The 18167-nt window shown below is 45.4% G+C and carries 15 protein-coding genes; 10 read left to right on the top strand and 5 right to left on the bottom strand.

Features of this window, described 5'->3' with window-relative positions; all coding sequences use genetic code 11:
- Window positions 1–55 precede the first annotated feature (55 nt).
- The 3 genes from UF05_RS13170 to hemE all read left to right on the top strand — a co-directional run bounded on the left by UF05_RS13170 (window position 56) and on the right by hemE (window position 2667).
- Window positions 56–547: a hypothetical protein gene (locus tag UF05_RS13170; protein WP_015297455.1), complete on the top strand. Its 492-nt coding sequence runs from the start codon at window positions 56–58 to the stop codon at window positions 545–547.
- Between the two features lie 4 nt (window positions 548–551).
- On the top strand, window positions 552–1295 hold the full coding sequence (locus UF05_RS13165) for a hypothetical protein (RefSeq protein WP_025629267.1): 744 nt from the start codon (window positions 552–554) through the stop codon (window positions 1293–1295).
- Window positions 1296–1599: 304 nt separating this feature from the next.
- Complete coding sequence (gene hemE, locus UF05_RS13160) at window positions 1600–2667, top strand: uroporphyrinogen decarboxylase (protein WP_005497578.1); 1068 nt, start codon at window positions 1600–1602, stop codon at window positions 2665–2667.
- 219 nt (window positions 2668–2886) lie between these two features.
- Here hemE and UF05_RS13155 read toward each other — a convergent pair whose 3' ends face one another.
- A complete protein-coding gene (locus UF05_RS13155; RefSeq protein ID WP_015297453.1) occupies window positions 2887–3459 on the bottom strand; it encodes a uracil-DNA glycosylase family protein in 573 nt (190 codons plus the stop codon).
- A gap of 6 nt (window positions 3460–3465) precedes the next feature.
- Complete coding sequence (locus UF05_RS13150; RefSeq protein ID WP_045544903.1) at window positions 3466–4389, bottom strand: D-2-hydroxyacid dehydrogenase; 924 nt, start codon at window positions 4387–4389, stop codon at window positions 3466–3468.
- A 66-nt stretch (window positions 4390–4455) separates the two neighbouring features.
- On the opposite strand from UF05_RS13150, the gene UF05_RS13145 reads away from it, so the two are divergent.
- Window positions 4456–5043 carry a YjaG family protein gene (locus UF05_RS13145; RefSeq protein ID WP_005456454.1) on the top strand — a complete coding sequence of 196 codons (588 nt, stop codon included), beginning with the start codon at window positions 4456–4458 and terminating at the stop codon, window positions 5041–5043.
- Between the two features lie 58 nt (window positions 5044–5101).
- On the opposite strand, the gene UF05_RS13140 is transcribed toward UF05_RS13145, so the two are convergent.
- Window positions 5102–6229: a CNNM domain-containing protein gene (locus UF05_RS13140; protein WP_045544902.1), complete on the bottom strand. Its 1128-nt coding sequence runs from the start codon at window positions 6227–6229 to the stop codon at window positions 5102–5104.
- A gap of 253 nt (window positions 6230–6482) precedes the next feature.
- On the opposite strand from UF05_RS13140, the gene hupA reads away from it, so the two are divergent.
- Window positions 6483–6755, top strand: coding sequence for a nucleoid-associated protein HU-alpha (gene hupA / locus UF05_RS13135; protein WP_005433627.1), 273 nt, complete (start codon window positions 6483–6485; stop codon window positions 6753–6755).
- A gap of 39 nt (window positions 6756–6794) precedes the next feature.
- A complete protein-coding gene (locus UF05_RS13130; protein ID WP_045544901.1) occupies window positions 6795–7493 on the top strand; it encodes a DUF1481 domain-containing protein in 699 nt (232 codons plus the stop codon).
- A gap of 88 nt (window positions 7494–7581) precedes the next feature.
- Here UF05_RS13130 and purD read toward each other — a convergent pair whose 3' ends face one another.
- Both purD and purH read right to left on the bottom strand, forming a co-directional pair.
- Entirely contained in the window at window positions 7582–8871 is a 1290-nt protein-coding gene (gene purD / locus UF05_RS13125; RefSeq protein WP_045544900.1) for a phosphoribosylamine--glycine ligase, read from the bottom strand.
- A gap of 154 nt (window positions 8872–9025) precedes the next feature.
- The gene (purH, locus tag UF05_RS13120; RefSeq protein WP_025518470.1) at window positions 9026–10618 is read right to left on the bottom strand and encodes a bifunctional phosphoribosylaminoimidazolecarboxamide formyltransferase/IMP cyclohydrolase; all 1593 of its coding nucleotides are present in this window, start codon (window positions 10616–10618) and stop codon (window positions 9026–9028) included.
- Window positions 10619–10883: 265 nt separating this feature from the next.
- Here purH and zntR point away from each other — a divergent pair, with 265 nt between their 5' ends.
- From zntR to UF05_RS13100, 4 genes are all read left to right on the top strand, one after another.
- Window positions 10884–11282: a Zn(2+)-responsive transcriptional regulator gene (gene zntR, locus UF05_RS13115; protein WP_005456436.1), complete on the top strand. Its 399-nt coding sequence runs from the start codon at window positions 10884–10886 to the stop codon at window positions 11280–11282.
- Window positions 11283–11447: 165 nt separating this feature from the next.
- Window positions 11448–13016: a lysine decarboxylation/transport transcriptional activator CadC gene (cadC, locus tag UF05_RS13110; RefSeq protein ID WP_020904507.1), complete on the top strand. Its 1569-nt coding sequence runs from the start codon at window positions 11448–11450 to the stop codon at window positions 13014–13016.
- A gap of 680 nt (window positions 13017–13696) precedes the next feature.
- Entirely contained in the window at window positions 13697–15040 is a 1344-nt protein-coding gene (gene cadB / locus UF05_RS13105; RefSeq protein ID WP_005383654.1) for a cadaverine/lysine antiporter, read from the top strand.
- Window positions 15041–15156: 116 nt separating this feature from the next.
- Window positions 15157–17292, top strand: a complete 2136-nt coding sequence (locus UF05_RS13100; protein WP_031853776.1) for a lysine decarboxylase CadA — start codon at window positions 15157–15159, stop codon at window positions 17290–17292.
- The last annotated feature ends 875 nt before the right edge of the window (window positions 17293–18167 follow it).

Below are 18167 nucleotides of genomic sequence, written 5' to 3'. Positions count from 1 at the left end.
CTAGCTTGGTATGACGTTCTGTATTGATGGGTTTATAAATAATGGAGTATACCGAATGAAGTTGAAATCAGCGTTATGGCTAGGATTAGTATCGTGCACAATGGTAAGCATGTCGGCAAATGCAAGTATCGAAGTAAAAGCGAAGCGCATGTTGACAGAAAACACCATGACAGAAAATGTAACCAAGGTGCAGCAGGCTTGTGGTAATGAAGTACTAGAAACCAATATCGATTGGGCTCAGTGGGATAATTATGATTTTTCTGAAGCTCGACTTGATAAAGTAAAAACCACAGGTTGGTTAGGTGGCCTTATTAACTACATCTATGATGATATGGTGAAGTTATGCACGACAACTGAGCACGCAGCTTTGTATAAAGAAGAGTTTCAAAAAGTTCAAAAAATCCAATTCGTAGGTCAAGATTCAGTGAATGCGAAAAAAGCAGGCTTCGCGTTAGATGAAGGTGGTAGCGTACTCAAAGTTGCCCTGAATCCAAATGCGGCTTACGACTCTTCAACGTTGAAGTACCTTAAGCAGGCATGGAACTAAAACGATGAAGAAAACGTTATTGTCGTTATTCATGGTGTCCGTCAGCTTTGCCGTGGTCGGTGAAGAAGCTCGTTACACCATGGACGACTTAAAGGCATTGAACAGCTCTAAAAATTGGAACGAGCTATTAGCGCATGCGGAAGATATTCGTCCATCTCAACGTAATAGCGAGTGGGAAAGCCTAGTTCAAAATGCGGCGTTGGGAGCGTTTGAACACTATGTTGCATCTGGAGCAAAAGATGATGCGATTGGTCTGGGTCAGCAGTTAATCCTATCTTACCCATTTCTCTCTCAATCTAAGAGTTTTACTCAGCAGTTCTCGAAAGAGCTGGTGCCTGCAGCACAACCATGTATTCAATATGCGATAGAGGGATGCGTGGAAAATTATGGTCAGCTTCTTAATACCTTGGCACCAAGCGCTGAGGTGAGTTACGAAGAAGGAACCAAAGTTTTCCAGAATGTCTCGAAGTCACTGTCGGTTCCTTTTTTTGCAGCAGCAGTGCAGCAAGCTGAGAACTACTGTGCGGATGAAAACGTCGCAAATGCGTTGCTCTACACCTTGGATAGACCAAATAATACCAACTTCGCTTTGGCGAAAGAGGTTGCTACACAAAGGTGTGCTAACACCGCACTAACAAACTTTGAAAATTACATTATTGAGTCGCAAACCGTAAGAGAAGCTCTTTGCCCGACATATTTGTCTAAAGGACATGTAAAAGGGTTAATGAAAAAAGTTTGCCAGTCATAACTGCTCGTTCTTAAAGCCACCGTAAGGTGGCTTTTTAATTTATTGAAATTTAGGCAAAAAAAACCCTCCGAGAGGGAGGGGGTAAGTAAGATGTCGTTATGAGATGCTGAGTACCGAGTACTCAGTTTATAATTGTAGTTTTCGCTAGCGAACAAATTTTTAACACTGATGTGGATTGTGTGCAAATTAAGCATTGATTTAAAAGTTAATAACTTGATCCAGGTTGCAAAGCACACAGCTATTGGCCTTAAATCAGTGATAGAATACCCCCTTTCAAAGAAAGCCTAACAATTGGAACTACGGAATGACTGAATTAAAAAATGATCGTTATCTGCGTGCGCTTCTTAAAGAGCCGGTAGATTACACGCCAGTATGGATGATGCGTCAGGCAGGTCGTTACTTACCAGAATACAAAGCTACGCGTGCTCAAGCGGGCGATTTCATGTCTTTGTGTAAGAATGCGGAGCTGGCGTCTGAAGTAACTCTTCAACCACTACGCCGTTTTCCTCTTGATGCAGCGATCTTGTTCTCTGACATCCTAACTATCCCAGATGCAATGGGTCTGGGTCTGCGTTTTGCTGCTGGTGAAGGTCCGGTCTTCGATAACCCAATTACTTGCAAAGCCGACGTAGAGAAAATCGGTCTGCCAGATCCAGAAGGTGAACTGCAGTACGTAATGAATGCCGTGCGTCAAATCCGCAAAGATTTGAATGGTGATGTACCTCTAATTGGTTTCTCTGGTAGCCCATGGACGCTTGCGACTTACATGGTTGAAGGTGGTAGCTCTAAGGCCTTCACGAAGATCAAGAAGATGATGTACGCAGAACCTCAAACTCTGCATCTTCTACTGGATAAGCTAGCAGATAGCGTGATTGAATACCTAAATGCACAAATCAAAGCCGGCGCGCAGTCAGTTATGGTATTTGATACATGGGGTGGCGTTCTGACTCCTCGTGATTACAACCTGTTCTCATTGCAATACATGCACAAGATTGTGGATGGCCTGATTCGCGAAAATGACGGTCGTCGCGTACCTGTTACGCTATTTACTAAGAATGGCGGTATGTGGCTAGAGCAAATCGCAGCAACGGGTTGTGATGCGGTTGGTCTAGACTGGACCATCAACATCGCTGATGCGAAAGCACGTATCGGTGACAAAGTGGCACTGCAAGGCAACATGGACCCATCTATGCTTTACGCTTCACCTGAGCGCATCCGTGAAGAAGTAGCGGGTATTCTAGAAGGTTTTGGTGATGCTGGTACAGGTCACGTATTCAACCTAGGTCATGGCATCCACCTAGATGTGCCGCCAGAAAACGCGGGTGTGTTTGTTGAAGCGGTACATGAGCTATCTAAGCCTTACCACAAATAATCTCGATTTATTGAAATCTAATACCGGCCATCAGTGCCGGTATTTTTTTACCTGAAATTTGAATTGTACAGCTTAGTAAGCATTTGGCCTGCCATGATCTAATTACTGTATAAGCTGTACAATAAAAATTAAAGTCAATTGTAAACAATGGCTTAAGTTTATGTTGTTTGTGTTTCAATTTTCTTGTTCAGATTAACTAGCAATTAGATCATAGGTAACTCAAAGCATCGAGTGAACGCGCTGTTGGATATAGGGAACGACTTCCGACTCAAACCATGGATTCTTCTTTAACCACAGCGTATTGCGTGGGGAAGGGTGAGGTAGAGGAATAAACTCAGGTTCCCAATCTTGCCATTGCTGAACGGTTTGCGTGAGAGTCTTGGGTTTGTTGGTGAGGTAGTACTGCTGAGAGTACTGACCAATAAGCAGAGTCAACTCTATATTGGGGAGCTGTTCGAGAATCTTTTTGTGCCATGTAGGAGCGCACTCTTTTCTCGGTGGCAGATCTCCCGAGTTACCTTTACCCGGATAGCAGAATCCCATCGGTACAATGGCAATTTTATTCGGGTCGTAGAACACGTCTTTGTCGATATCAAGCCATTGGCGCAGTCGGTCACCACTTGGATCATTCCAAGGTATCGAAGTGCTGTGGACTTTTGTTCCTGGCGCTTGGCCAATAATCAGAATGCGTGCGTTTTTACCGGCTTGAACCACAGGGTTGGCTCCGAGAGGTAAACTCTCAGCGCAGATTTGGCACGCGCGCACTTGTTGGAGTAGATTCTCTAGAGACATCAATCTTTAATACCCTTTCTCGAAATCCACTTGATTGTTTAATGAGAAACCATCGCGCCAAAGTCGGTAATTGTCGGCAAAAATGTCGACCACCTGTTCAGGAAAGCTCAATGCGGCAATGTGTGGCGTGATGGTCACTTGCGGTAACTTCCAAAACGGATGCGCTGGTGGCAGTGGTTCTTGCTCAAACACGTCCAAGAAAGCGTGTCCTACCCAACGATTCTTTATGGCGAGCAACAAGCTGGCTTCATCCAACACATCTCCTCTACCTACATTGAATAATAAAGCTTGGTTGAGATGTTGAAGTGTTTCACGGTTGAGCAAGGCACGAGTATTAGGTGTGCTCGGCAACGTATTAACGACAATATCTGCCTTTCTTAAAGCATTTGCTAGTTCATTGATGTGGAAGGTTTGTGCAAATTCATCATTGGCTGTTGGAATTCCTGTGCGATTAATACCAATCGTGTTAATCCCCATCGCCTGGGCCGTTTGTGCTAGGCATTTCCCAATGCTACCCGTACCGAGAATCACCATGGTTTTGCTTTGCAGTGATGTGTAGAGATGCGGTTGCCACTGCTTGTTTTGTTGTTGCTGGTGGTAGTGCATAAAATGACGATAGTGGCTGATGCAATATCCGAGGACGTACTCTGCGATTAGCGGACCAAACACGCCACGCACATTCGTTAGCGTATAGTCTTGGCGAAATTCTGGGGTAATGAGCGCATTTACGCCCGCATAGGTAGATTGTACCCACTCAAGTTGTGAAAATTCGTCTAATCTTTGTGAGAGTAAAGGAGGATCGGCAAGAACAATGTGTGCCTCTTGCGGCTTGTCCGTAATGTTCAGGTCGGGTAGATTTTTCTCCGCCAATAACGTTTCGTAGGTGTCATGATGCTCTGAGAGCAGGAAAATCTGATTTGGATGCGGCATTAACTTTTTTCCCTGTGATGAATCAAGTACACTTTCGCTGTTTTTTTCTTCAATGATTGAGTGACTATGCTTAAGAATCCTCTTCAGGTTCGTTTAGAAAAACTAGAACCTTGGCAACAAATTACCTTTATGGCGTGTCTGTGTGAACGCATGTATCCAAACTATGCGATGTTTTGTGAGAACACAGAATTTGCTGAACCGCGTGCTTACCGAGCGATTCTTGATAGTGTATGGGAAATTCTGACCGTTAAGAACGCGAAAGTGAATTTCGAGCGTCAACTAGAGAAGCTCGAAGAATTGTTCCCAAGTGCCGACGAGTATGATTTTTACGGTGTATACCCAGCGATGGATGCGTGTCAGGCATTGTCTACTCTATTGCATGGTCTGTTGGATCGCGACTACCTTTTCGATTCAATGCTTAAAGTGAGCCAACAGTCGGTACAAACCGTTGCTGATTTAGAGCAAGCACAGGGCAGTGAGCCAATCACAAACGACAATCAAAAAGAAAATGAAGCCGTATGCGAAGAGTGGGATGTCCAGTGGGCAATCTTCCGTCCGCTGCGTGAAGCAACGGAACGTGATATCAACTTGATCAAAGACTTGCGTGAAGAACTACGCGAAGAAGCCGTGAGCAACATCGGCATCGCACTGTAATGCGAAAGCGAATATGAAAAAGGCATCCCGTGGGATGCCTTTTTTGTTGGAAACGTGGTTACGATTCTTTTGAGTCTGGTTTTGTTGGCTCTTGTGTTTCTGGCTCAACGTTTTGTTTTTCTAACTCTTCTTCGTCGTCATCGCGGCTTTCGATTACACCGTGCATTTCTTTCCAGCTTTCCCAGCGTTGGTAGGCCAGTTCTTGCATGTCGGTGCTCTTGTCGGCTTCGTCGATGATTTCTTCACCAACTAAGTGCTCAAAGATGTCTTCAAGTGTGACAAGGCCAAGAACGGTGCCGTATTCGTCGACCACAAGTGCCAGTTGTAGGCGGTGCGTCATCATTTGATCGAATACTTTTGGTAGCGCTGTATTGTTCAGAACCACTTGGATTGGACGCATGACCGCACCGAGTTGTTTCTGACCACTGCCTGATTGCTGCATCTTAAACAGTTCTAGACGATGCACAAAGCCGATGATGTTGTCTTTCTGCTCGCTGTATACCAGCGGACGTGAGAACGGTGTGTCTTTGTGTTTGTCCAGAAACTCATTAATGGTCATCGTTGCGTCAACGCGGAAGACAACAGGGCGAGGTGTCATGACTTGTGTGACAGGCACATCTTGAATCCCTAGCAGGTTGCTTAAGATTTTAGATTCGCCTTCTGCAAATTCACCACTTTCGCGTGCCAAAATTGCCATCGCAGAAAGTTCATCACGCATTTTTGGTGCTTCGTGGTTACGAGCCAAACGCTTGGTGATTTGCTCTGAAAACCATACAAATGGCGTTAGTGCCCATACCATCCAACGTAGCGATACCGCCGCTGCTGGTGCAAGCTGACGCCAGTACGTTGCACCGATGGTCTTCGGTACGATTTCAGAGAGAACCAAGATCGCCAGTGTCAGCACAGCTGAGAAGATGCCAAGTGCTTCGCTGCCGAATACGACGGCCGCCTGTGCACCTGCTGTTGCTGCACCGATAGTGTGAGCAATAGTGTTTAGAGTCAGAATCGACGCTAATGGGCGGTCGATGTCGGACTTGAGTTTAGATAGCTGCTCAGCAGCAGGATGCCCCTGTTGATTGAGCTGCGCAATGTAGCTCGGACTGATACTCAGTAGTACCGCCTCCAGTACCGAACAGATAAACGAAATGCCGATAGCAATAGAGATATAAATGGATAACAGCAGCATAGTTGCCCTTGAAAGTAGTCTGATAGTTGTTATTTGCAGTGATTATAACCGCAAAAGTGCCTTATTAATTGGTCCAAATACGTAGGAAAGCAAGGGCTTTCAGACCGCATGTGGTAACAAATTGTGAGTTATTACTCATATTATGGCTAAAAGTACGTCAGAAAATCGAAAGATCGCTTACAAACCTTTGCCAGATGGGGCATTTATGCTTTAGAGTGAGACGAATTCGATAACATATGAGAAGGGAAACCTAATGAACAAGACCCAATTAATCGACTTTATCGCAGAGAAAGCAGACCTATCAAAAGCACAAGCTAAAGCTGCTCTTGAAGCGACTCTTGAAGGTGTAACTGGTGCACTTAAAGAGGGTGACCAAGTTCAACTAATTGGTTTTGGTACATTCAAAGTAAACCACCGCGCTGCACGTACTGGTCGCAACCCTAAGACTGGTGACGAGATTCAAATCGCAGCAGCTAACGTACCTGCATTCGTAGCAGGTAAAGCGCTGAAAGAATCAGTAAACTAAGTTAGAATGCACCGAGGTATCCTGCCTCGGTGCAATTTCATGAAAAAACATCTACTCACTTCACTCCTCCTATCTAGCCTTTCTCTTATTGGCTGTTCTTCTGTTGAAACGCCTAATCTAGAACAATTTACCCACTTTTCTGGCGGAAAAACCGCAGGTGACACCAGTAGTTTGTATTGGATGACTGAGCGATTAACTCGAGTCAGTACCGCGGCAGATTACGTCACGATGGGTGATCATGGCTGGTATAAAAGTGATTACCGTTGGGATGAAGGCGAGTTGCGTGAGTTGATTCGAAAAGGTGAGCAAATCGATGCCAAGCAAAGACTGGTGCCTTTTCAAATCCACATCCGCTTTAATAAAGATGGTGAAGCGATTTATCAGCAATATCGCGTAAATCGCAAAGTCTTGCCGCTGCAGCGCGAGCAACTTGATCGATACAAAGCCGAAGCTAATGATGTCGTTGTTGCCATCAAAGAGCAGTCTCGCAACGGGCAGAACCTCGTACAAGGCCATTGGAATGGTCAAGCATTTGAAACCTGCAAAGGGAAAGAGTTCTCGACGCTAGAGTTCAACCAAACCCTGCCGAAATTTGTCGTCGACCGTTTATCATCGGTCGATAGCTACATTGCCTTTGTTGGTAAAGAATCTCGTAATGAAGTGGTGGTAGACAGCCTCTTGATGCTCAATGATGACGACTTTGATTGTGTATCACGACCAAAGTTTATCTCTGAGTAAAGCTTCTACGTTTTTACGCTGGATGCGAAAGATCAATAAAAAAGGCGCTGAATGCGCCTTTTGTCTTTTTAGCCAACTGAAGTTGTTATTATTTTTCTTGCTCGCGAGCGATAGCACGGTAGCCGATGTCATTACGATGGAACATGCCATCCCAACTGATCTGTTTTGCTAGCTCGTATGCGCGTTGTTGTGCTTCAGATACGCTGTTGCCCAATGCAGTTGCACACAATACGCGACCACCATTTGTCACAATGTCGCCATCTTGATTGTCTGTACCCGCGTGGAAGACTTTCTCGCCTTCAATTTCAACTTGAGGCAAGCCAGAGATCACGTCACCTTTGTTGTACGCTGCTGGGTAGCCACCGGCTGCTAGCACGATACCAATAGATGCGCGTGGATCCCATTTAGATTCCACTTGATCAAGCTTCTCGTCGATTGCTGCTAAGCATAGATCTACAAGATCCGATTCCATACGCATCATGATTGGTTGTGTCTCTGGATCACCGAAGCGGCAGTTGTACTCGATCACTTTCGGAGTGCCATCTTTGTCGATCATCAAACCCGCGTATAGGAAACCTGTGTATGGGTTCCCTTCAGATGCCATGCCACGTACCGTTGGGTAAATGACTTCTTCCATGATGCGATTGTGAATTTCGGGTGTGACCACAGGAGCTGGAGAGTAAGCGCCCATGCCCCCGGTGTTCGGGCCCGTGTCTTTATCACCGACACGTTTGTGGTCTTGGCTGGTGGCCATTGGCAGAATGTTCTCACCATCGACCATTACGATGAAGCTTGCTTCTTCACCATCTAAGAACTCTTCGATAACTACGCGGCTGCCTGCATCGCCAAATGCGTTGCCCGCTAGCATGTCTTTGATTGCGTCCTCGGCTTCTTCTAGCGTCATCGCAACGATTACGCCTTTACCAGCAGCAAGACCGTCTGCTTTCACCACGATTGGTGCACCTTGCTCACGCACGTAAGCAAGCGCTGGTTCAATTTCTGTGAAGTTTGCGTAAGCACCGGTTGGGATTTGGTGACGAGCAAGGAAGTCTTTAGTAAACGCTTTAGATCCTTCAAGCTGCGCTGCGGCTTGGGTAGGGCCAAAGATTGGTAAGCCCGCTTCGCGGAACGCATCAACCACACCAATAACCAATGGTGCTTCTGGGCCAACGATAGTCAGTTCAATTGCTTTCTCTTTAGCGAAAGCAACAAGGCCAGCGATGTCTTCTACATCGATGTTTACGTTCTCTAGTTTTGGCTCTAGTGCCGTACCTGCGTTACCTGGAGCAATGAAAATAGTCTCAACATTTGGGTTTTGCGCTGCTTTCCAGCCTAGCGCATGTTCACGACCGCCTGAACCAATGATTAAAACTCGCATATGAAAATCCTTAATCTTATAAATACTGTTTACTCAAAGTAGTTGATGATGTGGCTAGGCAACAATTGAGCCCATCCTGGAAACATAGCCAGCTACGTAACTGGGGTGGGCAAAAGCAGTTAACGACGCCACAGTGCCAAATACGATGAGGAAATTAGTGGCGGAAGTGACGCATACCCGTGAAGATCATCGCCATGCCGTGCTCATCTGCTGCTGCGATAACTTCGTCATCACGCATAGAGCCACCTGGCTGAATCACGCACTTAATGCCCGCTTCTGCTGCGGCATCGATACCGTCGCGGAATGGGAAGAAAGCGTCAGATGCCATTACGCTACCGGCAACTTCTAAGCCTTCATCTGCGGCTTTGATGCCGGCAATTTTCGCTGAGTAAACGCGGCTCATTTGGCCTGCGCCCACACCGATAGTCATGTCGCCTTTCGCGTAAACGATTGCGTTAGATTTCACGTATTTCGCTACTTTCCAGCAGAACAGCGCATCTTTCAGCTCTTCTTCTGTCGGTTGACGCTTAGAAACCACTTTAAGGTCGTCTAGGCTTACCATGCCTTGGTCGCGATCTTGAACCAGTAGACCACCGTTGACGCGTTTCACGTCAAAGCCCGTTGTCTTCGTTGACCACTCGCCACACTCTAGTAGACGTACGTTCTTCTTCGCCGCAACGACTTCAATCGCTTCAGCAGAAACAGAAGGAGCAATGATTACTTCAACGAATTGACGCTCAACAATAGCGGTTGCTGTTTCAGCATCTAGCTCTTGGTTGAATGCGATGATGCCGCCGAACGCTGATGTTGGGTCTGTTTGGTAAGCGCGGTTGTATGCTTCTAGGATGTCTTTACCTAGCGCGACGCCACATGGGTTGGCGTGTTTTACGATTACACATGCTGGCTCATTAAACTCTTTCACACATTCAAGTGCGGCGTCCGTGTCTGCGATGTTGTTGTAAGAAAGGGCTTTACCTTGGATTTGGCGAGCAGTAGAAACAGACGCTTCTTGTGGGTTGGCTTCGACGTAGAAAGCAGCCGCTTGGTGGCTGTTCTCACCGTAGCGCATGTCTTGTTTCTTCTCGAATTGTTGGTTGAAGGTGCGAGGGAATTTACTCTCTTCATCGCCTTCTTTGTTCTCACCGTAAGATGGAACCATGGTGCCGAAGTAGTTTGCGATCATGCCATCGTAAGCCGCAGTATGCTCGAATGCTGCAATAGCAAGGTCGAAGCGCGTCTCTAGAGTTAGGGACTTGTCGTTTGCGTCCATCTCTGCAATTACGCGGTCGTAGTCTGAAGCGTTGACAACGATAGTTACGTCTTTGTGGTTCTTCGCTGCTGAGCGAACCATGGTAGGACCGCCAATATCGATGTTCTCTACTGCGTCAGCCAGCGTACAGCCATCTTTTGCAACGGTTTCTGCAAATGGGTATAGGTTAACAACGACCATGTCGATTGGGTTGATGCCATGTTTTGCCATCACGTCGTCATCTTGACCACGACGACCCAGCACACCACCGTGAACTTTCGGGTGAAGCGTTTTAACGCGGCCGTCCATCATTTCTGGGAAACCTGTGTAGTCAGAGACTTCTGTTACTGCGATGCCTTGTTCGGCAAGTAGGCGTGCTGTACCACCAGTAGATAGGATATCGACACCGCGCTCAGCAAGAGCTTGCGCAAACTCAACAATACCTGTTTTGTCTGATACGCTGATAAGCGCACGGCGAATAGGACGAGCGTTATTCATGCTTCCATTTTCCTCAAATTCACGGAGTTAAAGATGTTTGCCAAAAATGAACTTGTTTTTACCTCTTGGGGTAAAATATTGGCCAGTTTTGGTAAAGACCTTTGCAGGTGTTTTCATGTTTAGAAAACAGTCTCCACATTTGATGGCGCGTATTCTAACCAATTTATTACAAAAAAGCTCGCGCAATCGTTTGGCATCTCAAAAATAATTGCAAAAAAGTCGTTCTTTAGCTTTAAAAGTAACGAGATAGTTAATAAGGAAAGTTATGTTTCAGATAGGTGAGTTGGCAAAACGCTGTGGTGTGACTTCAGATACACTGCGTTTTTATGAGAAAAATGCGTTGATAAAACCCGCAGGGCGAAGCGAATCAGGCTACCGACTTTATAATGAAGAGAATCAAAAGCAGGTGCGCTTCATCTTAAAAGCGAAAGAGCTAGGGTTGAGCTTGGATGAGATAAAAGATCTATTAGAAATTAAGTTAGAGGCGACAGAACACAGTTGTGCAGAGGTAAAAGCCATTACTTCTGCCAAGTTAGAGCTGATCGACGAGAAGATTAATGAACTGACGAAAATTCGCCGTGCTTTGAAGAAGATTAATGATGCGTGCTGTGGCCATACAAACGATGATGCCAGTCATTGTTCTATTCTTGCAGCACTTGAGTAGTCTCATTTTTGCATCACTTAACTTAAGTTTGCATTTTTGGCGGCTTGCTTTTCTAGGTGCACGCCGTTTTCCCACCTATAATCTCGCTTTTGGTCGACTGTGCGAATGTGAAGTTCCATCATTCCTACAGCGATAGCTGTCTGGTAGATACGAGAGTTTTCATACATGGTTGGAGTCTATTTTCAAATCAATGACTGGGTTTTAAGCGTTGATGAAAATAAGCTGTATCGACAAGATAGGGAAGTTACTGTTGAGCCGCGCTTAATTAATCTTTTGCACTTCTTAGCTGAGCATGCAAATGAGGTGTTCAATCGCGAGGAATTGATCCAGTACGTTTGGGCTGGGGCGATTGTGACCGATCAAGTGGTGACTCAGTCCATTTTTGAGTTGCGTAAATTGCTGCGTGACGGTCGGGAAGAAAATACCAGTTACGTCATTACAGTGCCGAAACGTGGCTACAAGCTGGTAGCGAACGTGACTCCGATGACGCATGAAGAGTTTGTCGCAAGTCGCCAAAGTGAAGAGGAAGAGAGCGCGCCTTTGGTTGAAGAACCAGAAGAAGAGACTTTGCCTATCGCACCTGCCGTTACTTTTCCTGCCGGCCCTCTGACTCGTGCGGTCTGCGAGATGTCGAAAGAGAAAAAGCCCCCTCAGAAAAAAAATAAAATCAGCCCGTGGCGCTTGGGACTGATGAACTTCATCTGGATCAGTGTTTTGGTCGTGGTGATGGGCGTGTTTACCTACAAGCAATCGGAAGTGCGTATTACCCAAGCCATCGATACTCACCTTATCGAATTCAAGTTTCAAGATAACTTCACGAGCGAAGGGTTAAGCTATGACTTGGCAGACGGGTTTGCCCAAAAGTTGATGTCTGACATTGCTCAAGTCAGTGATTACCGAGTCATGCTAAAGAAGGCGTCGTTTACTTCTGGCATTGTGCCTGGTAAATCCGTTGTGGTACGAGTTCGTGAGAATGACGGTGGCAGCTTTTTAGAGGTGGAATATCGCAATAACTCATCTGAAAAGGTGTTGTTTAGTCGTCAATACGCGTTAACCAGTAGCCATTTAAAGACCGTGCTTCAACAAGCATCGTTGGACTTGATGCAAGTGCTGAAAGTGCCGGATGCCAAATTAAAATCTACGATGCTGGTGGCGGGAATGCCCATGAATCCCGATGCCTTGGAATTGTTTGTTCAAGCTAACCATTATCTTAATGTCTCTGATGCTAAGCAGTTTCGCCAAGGCATCGATTTGATGGAAAATATTTTAGAAATCGAGCCAGATAATGCTTATGTTCAAGCTGAATTACTGATTGCTTACCACGTGCAGAAAGTGCTTGATTCGTCTCTCGAACTAAAGAAAGGGCGAGTGCAACAACTCAGCGATGCGCTGGAAACCAACGTGAAAATGATGGTTGGGCCAATTCAACCTCGAATTTATGAAGCTTTGGCCCTACACGAAACCATCGCTGGTGACATGGCTTCAGCCAAGCAGCATCTTGGGCAAGCATTGAGGTTACGAGATTCGGTGCTGTCTTATGTGATTCGTGGTAAGCATGCTGAATTGGATGGTGATCTGGATTTGGCCAGTGAGTCTTACAGTGAAGCTTTCTATATTGATACGTCGGTTGAGACGTACCTGCTGTGCGAAAACTTGGTCTTCCCAAGTAACATGAAGGCGATTGATTACGCCATGTATCGCGCTGTTCACCCTTCTGTCGTTCGAATGCTTTAATTCTCTCGGACTCAAATACTAGCCCCTCATTTCGGTGAGGGGCTTTTTTGTCGCTGTCGAAAAGTGAAAAGGGTGGGGCAATGACGTACGAAGGAGCTAACAACGCAAGCTTGCAACGGGAAAACATATCCGGTTTGCTTCTCTATCTCTATCTCTATCTCTATCTCTATCTCTATCTCTATCTCTATCTCTATCTCTATCTCTATTGATTGTATGGAGTGTCTGGCTGAGTTATGTGGCGAGAATGATTCTGATGCTTTCTTGCAGGCGAGATGAATATTGATGTGGGTCAAAAAGCGCGATCAGGGAGAGATTTATGGAATCAACAGTTCAGGGAATTAACCCTTCGGGATGGGGAAGTTGATAGAGGTTGATAACTTTTATCGCGATTACCGACGAGTTGATGAGAGTTTATCTATCGGTAGAAGGTTTGATGTTTTTCTTATAACCTCATGAATAATATGGTTTTATATTTTTGTGTTTATCATGTTTATCTCAACTTGATGTTGATTAACTAATCATTTTATTGATAACGCCAAGTTTATTTTTTTCCCGATTTTTGGGCGTAGTCTTCACTTCGAAATTTAGCGAGGTCGAGCAGGTATCTACTTCATAGCATCTCGCTAATAACCGTTCAGTTTGAGTCACGTTGACTTGAGTAGAATAGATTTGGAGATGTTATGTCATCGAATACGAAAAAAATCGGCCTAATTGCCTGTACGGGTGTAGTCGCCGGTAACATGATGGGTAGTGGTATTGCACTGTTACCTTCTAGCCTAGCTTCAGTAGGCTCTGTTTCAATTTTCAGCTGGCTGATCTGTTTGATCGGTGCACTGAGCCTTGCGTTTGTTTACGCTCGTCTGGCAACCAAAAACCCTCAAGAAGGTGGTCCTATCGCTTATGCGGGCGAAGTTTCCCCAGTCTTTGGTTTCCAAACGGGCGTGCTTTATTACCACGCGAACTGGATTGGTAACCTAGCTATTGCTATTACAGGTGTTTCTTACCTTTCAGTATTCTTCCCTGTGCTTAATGACCCAATCCCGGCAGGTATTGCGACGATTGCATCGGTATGGATCTTCACTTTCGTCAACCTACTTGGTGGTAGCTGGGTAAGCCGTCTATGTACGCTTGGTCTTGTTCTAATCCTAATTCCAGTTGTTGGTACCGCTCTATTTGGTTGGACGCACTTCGACACTGCGCTATACAGCCAAAACTGGAACGTATCTGCGGGTACTGATAGCCATGCGATTGTGACTGCGGTTCTTATCTGTCTATGGTCATTCGTTGGTGTGGAATCAGCTGCAGTATCGACAGGTATGGTAGAAAACCCTAAACGTACTGTACCGCTAGCAACTATGCTGGGTACTGGTATCGCAGGTGTGATTTACATCCTATCAACTCAAATGATCAGCGGCATGTTCCCTGCTTCTGAAGTTGCGGCATCAGGTGCGCCATTTGCACTAGCAACCACTGAGCTATTCGGTAGCTGGACTGCACCATTCGTATCAGCATTCACTGCACTAGCATGTTTTACTTCGCTAGGTTCTTGGATGATGCTGGTGGGCGAAGCTGGTAAACGTGCAGCAAGCGATGGCAACTTCCCTAAAATCTACGGCGAAACTGACAAAAACGGTGTGCCTAAGAAAGGTCTAATCCTTGCGTCAATCAAGATGACAGCATTAATGGTTGTACTGATGTTCTTCAGCTCTAAAACAGCACACGCATCAGACCTGTTCAACCAGCTAACGACTGATGCAGTTCTACTAACTATGCTGCCTTACTTCTACTCAAGCATTAACTTGATTCGCTTCGAAGGTATGACAACACGTAACGGCTTCGTAATGCTGTTCTCTGGTGTAGCTTGTCTGTTCTGCTTCATTGCCCTTGCTGGTGCAGAAGGCGGTACGCTAACAGCAACCTTCATCGTGTCTCTCGTTATCTTGATGTTCTACAGCAAAAAAGCCGGCTTAGCTCAGTACATGAAGCTACACGCTGACGACATGCCTGCTCAAGCAAGCAACTAATCCCCAAACGCTGGCACTTCGGTGTCAGCCAATAAAAAACAAATTCACTCGGCGCTCACCTTACTCACTGCCTGTAAATGGCAGAGAGCGCCTTCATTCGCCTTGGAGATGTCCAAATGAATATTTTCGCTATCTTGAACCACATGGGTGTGTTCTTTAAAGAAGAGCCAGTTCGTCAACTTCACGCTGCTCTTGAGAAAGCGGGCTACGAAGTGGTTTACCCAGTAGATGATAAAGACTTGATCAAAATGATTGAGATGAACCCACGCATTTGCGGTGTGCTGTTCGACTGGGATAAATACTCACTAGAGCTATGTGAACGTATTAGCCAGATCAACGAAAAACTGCCTGTTCACGCATTTGCTAACGAACAGTCTACTCTCGATATTTCACTAACAGACCTACGTCTAAACGTGAGCTTCTTCGAGTACGCTTTAGGTATGGCTGACGACATCGCTATCAAAATCAACCAAGCGACAGAGGCATACAAAGATGCCATCATGCCTCCATTCACTAAAGCGCTATTCAAATACGTAGAAGAAGGTAAATACACCTTCTGTACTCCAGGTCACATGGGTGGTACTGCATTCCAGAAAAGTCCTGCTGGTAGCATCTTCTACGATTTTTACGGTCCAAACACATTCAAAGCGGACGTATCAATCTCAATGCCTGAGCTAGGTTCTCTACTAGACCACTCAGGTCCACATAAAGATGCAGAAGAATACATCGCACGTACCTTCAATGCAGACAGTTCTTACATCGTAACTAACGGTACGTCTACATCGAACAAAATCGTTGGTATGTACTCAGCGCCTGCGGGTAGCACAGTACTGATTGACCGTAACTGTCACAAATCTCTGACTCACCTAATGATGATGAGCGACGTAACACCAATCTACTTCCGCCCAACTCGTAACGCATACGGCATCCTTGGTGGTATTCCACAAAGCGAATTCAGCCGCGATGTAATTGCTGAGAAAGTGGCGAAAACACCAGGTGCAACAGCGCCAAGTTACGCAGTAGTGACTAACTCAACTTACGATGGCTTGTTGTACAACACACAATTCATCAAAGAGTCACTAGATTGCAAACACATCCACTTCGACAGTGCTTGGGTGCCTTACACTAACTTCAACCCAATTTACGAAGGTAAATGTGGTATGAGTGGTGAAGCGATGCCAGGCAAAGTGTTCTACGAGACACAATCAACACACAAACTGTTGGCAGCGTTCTCACAAGCTTCAATGATTCACGTGAAAGGTGACTTTGATAAAGAGTCTTTCAACGAAGCATTCATGATGCACACTTCAACTTCACCTCAGTACGGCATTGTTGCTTCTACTGAAACTGCAGCGGCAATGATGCGCGGCAACACAGGTAAGAAGTTGATGCAAGACTCTATCGATCGCGCAATTCGCTTCCGTAAAGAGATCAAACGCCTAGAAGCAGAAAGTGACAGCTGGTTCTTCGATGTATGGCAACCAGAAAACATCGATACCACAGAATGTTGGAAACTAGACCCTAGCGATACATGGCACGGCTTCAAGAACATGGATGACAACCACATGTATCTTGACCCAATTAAAGTAACGCTACTGACTCCTGGGATGAATAAAGAAGGCGAACTAGAAGAATCAGGTATTCCTGCTTCGCTGGTGGCTAAATTCCTAGACGAGCGCGGCATCGTGGTAGAGAAAACAGGTCCATACAACTTGTTGTTCCTATTCTCAATCGGTATCGACAAATCAAAAGCAATGCAATTGCTACGCGGTCTAACTGAATTTAAACGTGGCTACGACTTGAACCTAACCATCAAGAGCTTCCTACCTTCGCTATACAACGAAGACCCAACCTTCTATGAAGGCATGCGCGTTCAAGAACTAGCGCAAGCAATTCATGACCTAACTAAGAAATACAACCTACCAGAGCTAATGTACAAAGCGTTCGATGTACTTCCAGAAATGAAAGTAACACCACACGCAGCATGGCAAGAAGAGCTTCGCGGTAACGTAGAAGAAATCAAACTGGAAGAAATGGTTGGTCGCGTAAGTGCGAACATGATCCTTCCTTACCCTCCAGGTGTGCCACTAGTACTTCCTGGTGAAATGGTGACTCAAGAGTCTCGCCCAGTGCTGGACTTCCTAGAGATGCTTTGTGAGATCGGTGCGCATTACCCAGGTTTCGAAACCGACATCCACGGCCTGTACCAACAAAAAGATGGTAGCTACACCGTAAAAGTATTGAAGAACTAAGTTCCTCTCGAAGATGACGCCATTGGGAATGCAAGCATGCTCCACTCTTACGAGCTCAATGTGTCATCGAACAACCACGACATTTAGATATACCCCTAGCTAATCTGTCGTAAAAGAGAAGGGCAAGGATGCTCTGCTCTTTTCTTCTATATAGAAGAAGTAATTTCCAAGACTTCACCTGAAGTACCCCAAGTAAAAAGCAAAGACCAAAGAGCAGTTCGTCATCGTTCTGCTCTTTTTTTCATCTTTATATAGGTAGAAAGGGAAAAAAGAACCAAGAGAGATAAGATCAGCAACCGAAATTACCAAGAAATCGGCGATCTTTTAATGCGGAAGTCAGGTGTTTCTTCATGAAAAGATCCTCTACAACCCGAAATATTAGACAAGATCGTTGAGCATCTATGCAGAATGCTTGTTATTTGTTCGGTTGAAAGTTCTTTTGCAAAAAACGCTTGTACTAATTTCTCAACTCCCTATACTGCGCATCCACCGACACGGAGTGAGACGAAAGTCACACAGCGAGTCGGAATTGAGAGAAAAGAAATTTGAAAAAAATGCTTGACTCTCTCACGGTGTGAAGTAAGATACGCACCCCTAACGACGAGCAACTAAGTTGCTGAAAATGTTAGAAAAGCTCTTTAAAAATAAGAACCTATCAATCTGTGTGGGCACTCGTTGATGATAATCCAATTCGATACTTCGGTATCAAATTAGGTTTCAATGAAACGAAGTGACCATTGAATCGAAAGATTCAGCACAGTCAATTCAAACATTACTTTATGTAATGTTCAGTATTCATTGAGCCGAACAAAACTTTAAATTGAAGAGTTTGATCATGGCTCAGATTGAACGCTGGCGGCAGGCCTAACACATGC

This window comes from Vibrio sp. S457-15 (assembly GCF_000960545.1).
In the GTDB taxonomy this organism is placed as follows: domain Bacteria; phylum Pseudomonadota; class Gammaproteobacteria; order Enterobacterales; family Vibrionaceae; genus Vibrio; species Vibrio parahaemolyticus.
This window is presented reverse-complemented; position numbering and strand designations above follow the sequence as displayed.

What these genes read in the sequence shown, in the direction of transcription:
- UF05_RS13170 (WP_015297455.1), top strand. Translation starts at nt 56, where the DNA reads ATGAAGTTGAAATCAGCGTTATGGCTAGGATTAGTATCGTGCACAATG.
- UF05_RS13165 (WP_025629267.1), top strand. Translation starts at nt 552, where the DNA reads ATGAAGAAAACGTTATTGTCGTTATTCATGGTGTCCGTCAGCTTTGCC.
- hemE (WP_005497578.1), top strand. Translation starts at nt 1,600, where the DNA reads ATGACTGAATTAAAAAATGATCGTTATCTGCGTGCGCTTCTTAAAGAG.
- UF05_RS13155 (WP_015297453.1), bottom strand. Translation starts at nt 3,459, where the DNA reads ATGTCTCTAGAGAATCTACTCCAACAAGTGCGCGCGTGCCAAATCTGC.
- UF05_RS13150 (WP_045544903.1), bottom strand. Translation starts at nt 4,389, where the DNA reads ATGCCGCATCCAAATCAGATTTTCCTGCTCTCAGAGCATCATGACACC.
- UF05_RS13145 (WP_005456454.1), top strand. Translation starts at nt 4,456, where the DNA reads ATGCTTAAGAATCCTCTTCAGGTTCGTTTAGAAAAACTAGAACCTTGG.
- UF05_RS13140 (WP_045544902.1), bottom strand. Translation starts at nt 6,229, where the DNA reads ATGCTGCTGTTATCCATTTATATCTCTATTGCTATCGGCATTTCGTTT.
- hupA (WP_005433627.1), top strand. Translation starts at nt 6,483, where the DNA reads ATGAACAAGACCCAATTAATCGACTTTATCGCAGAGAAAGCAGACCTA.
- UF05_RS13130 (WP_045544901.1), top strand. Translation starts at nt 6,795, where the DNA reads ATGAAAAAACATCTACTCACTTCACTCCTCCTATCTAGCCTTTCTCTT.
- purD (WP_045544900.1), bottom strand. Translation starts at nt 8,871, where the DNA reads ATGCGAGTTTTAATCATTGGTTCAGGCGGTCGTGAACATGCGCTAGGC.
- purH (WP_025518470.1), bottom strand. Translation starts at nt 10,618, where the DNA reads ATGAATAACGCTCGTCCTATTCGCCGTGCGCTTATCAGCGTATCAGAC.
- zntR (WP_005456436.1), top strand. Translation starts at nt 10,884, where the DNA reads ATGTTTCAGATAGGTGAGTTGGCAAAACGCTGTGGTGTGACTTCAGAT.
- cadC (WP_020904507.1), top strand. Translation starts at nt 11,448, where the DNA reads ATGGTTGGAGTCTATTTTCAAATCAATGACTGGGTTTTAAGCGTTGAT.
- cadB (WP_005383654.1), top strand. Translation starts at nt 13,697, where the DNA reads ATGTCATCGAATACGAAAAAAATCGGCCTAATTGCCTGTACGGGTGTA.
- UF05_RS13100 (WP_031853776.1), top strand. Translation starts at nt 15,157, where the DNA reads ATGAATATTTTCGCTATCTTGAACCACATGGGTGTGTTCTTTAAAGAA.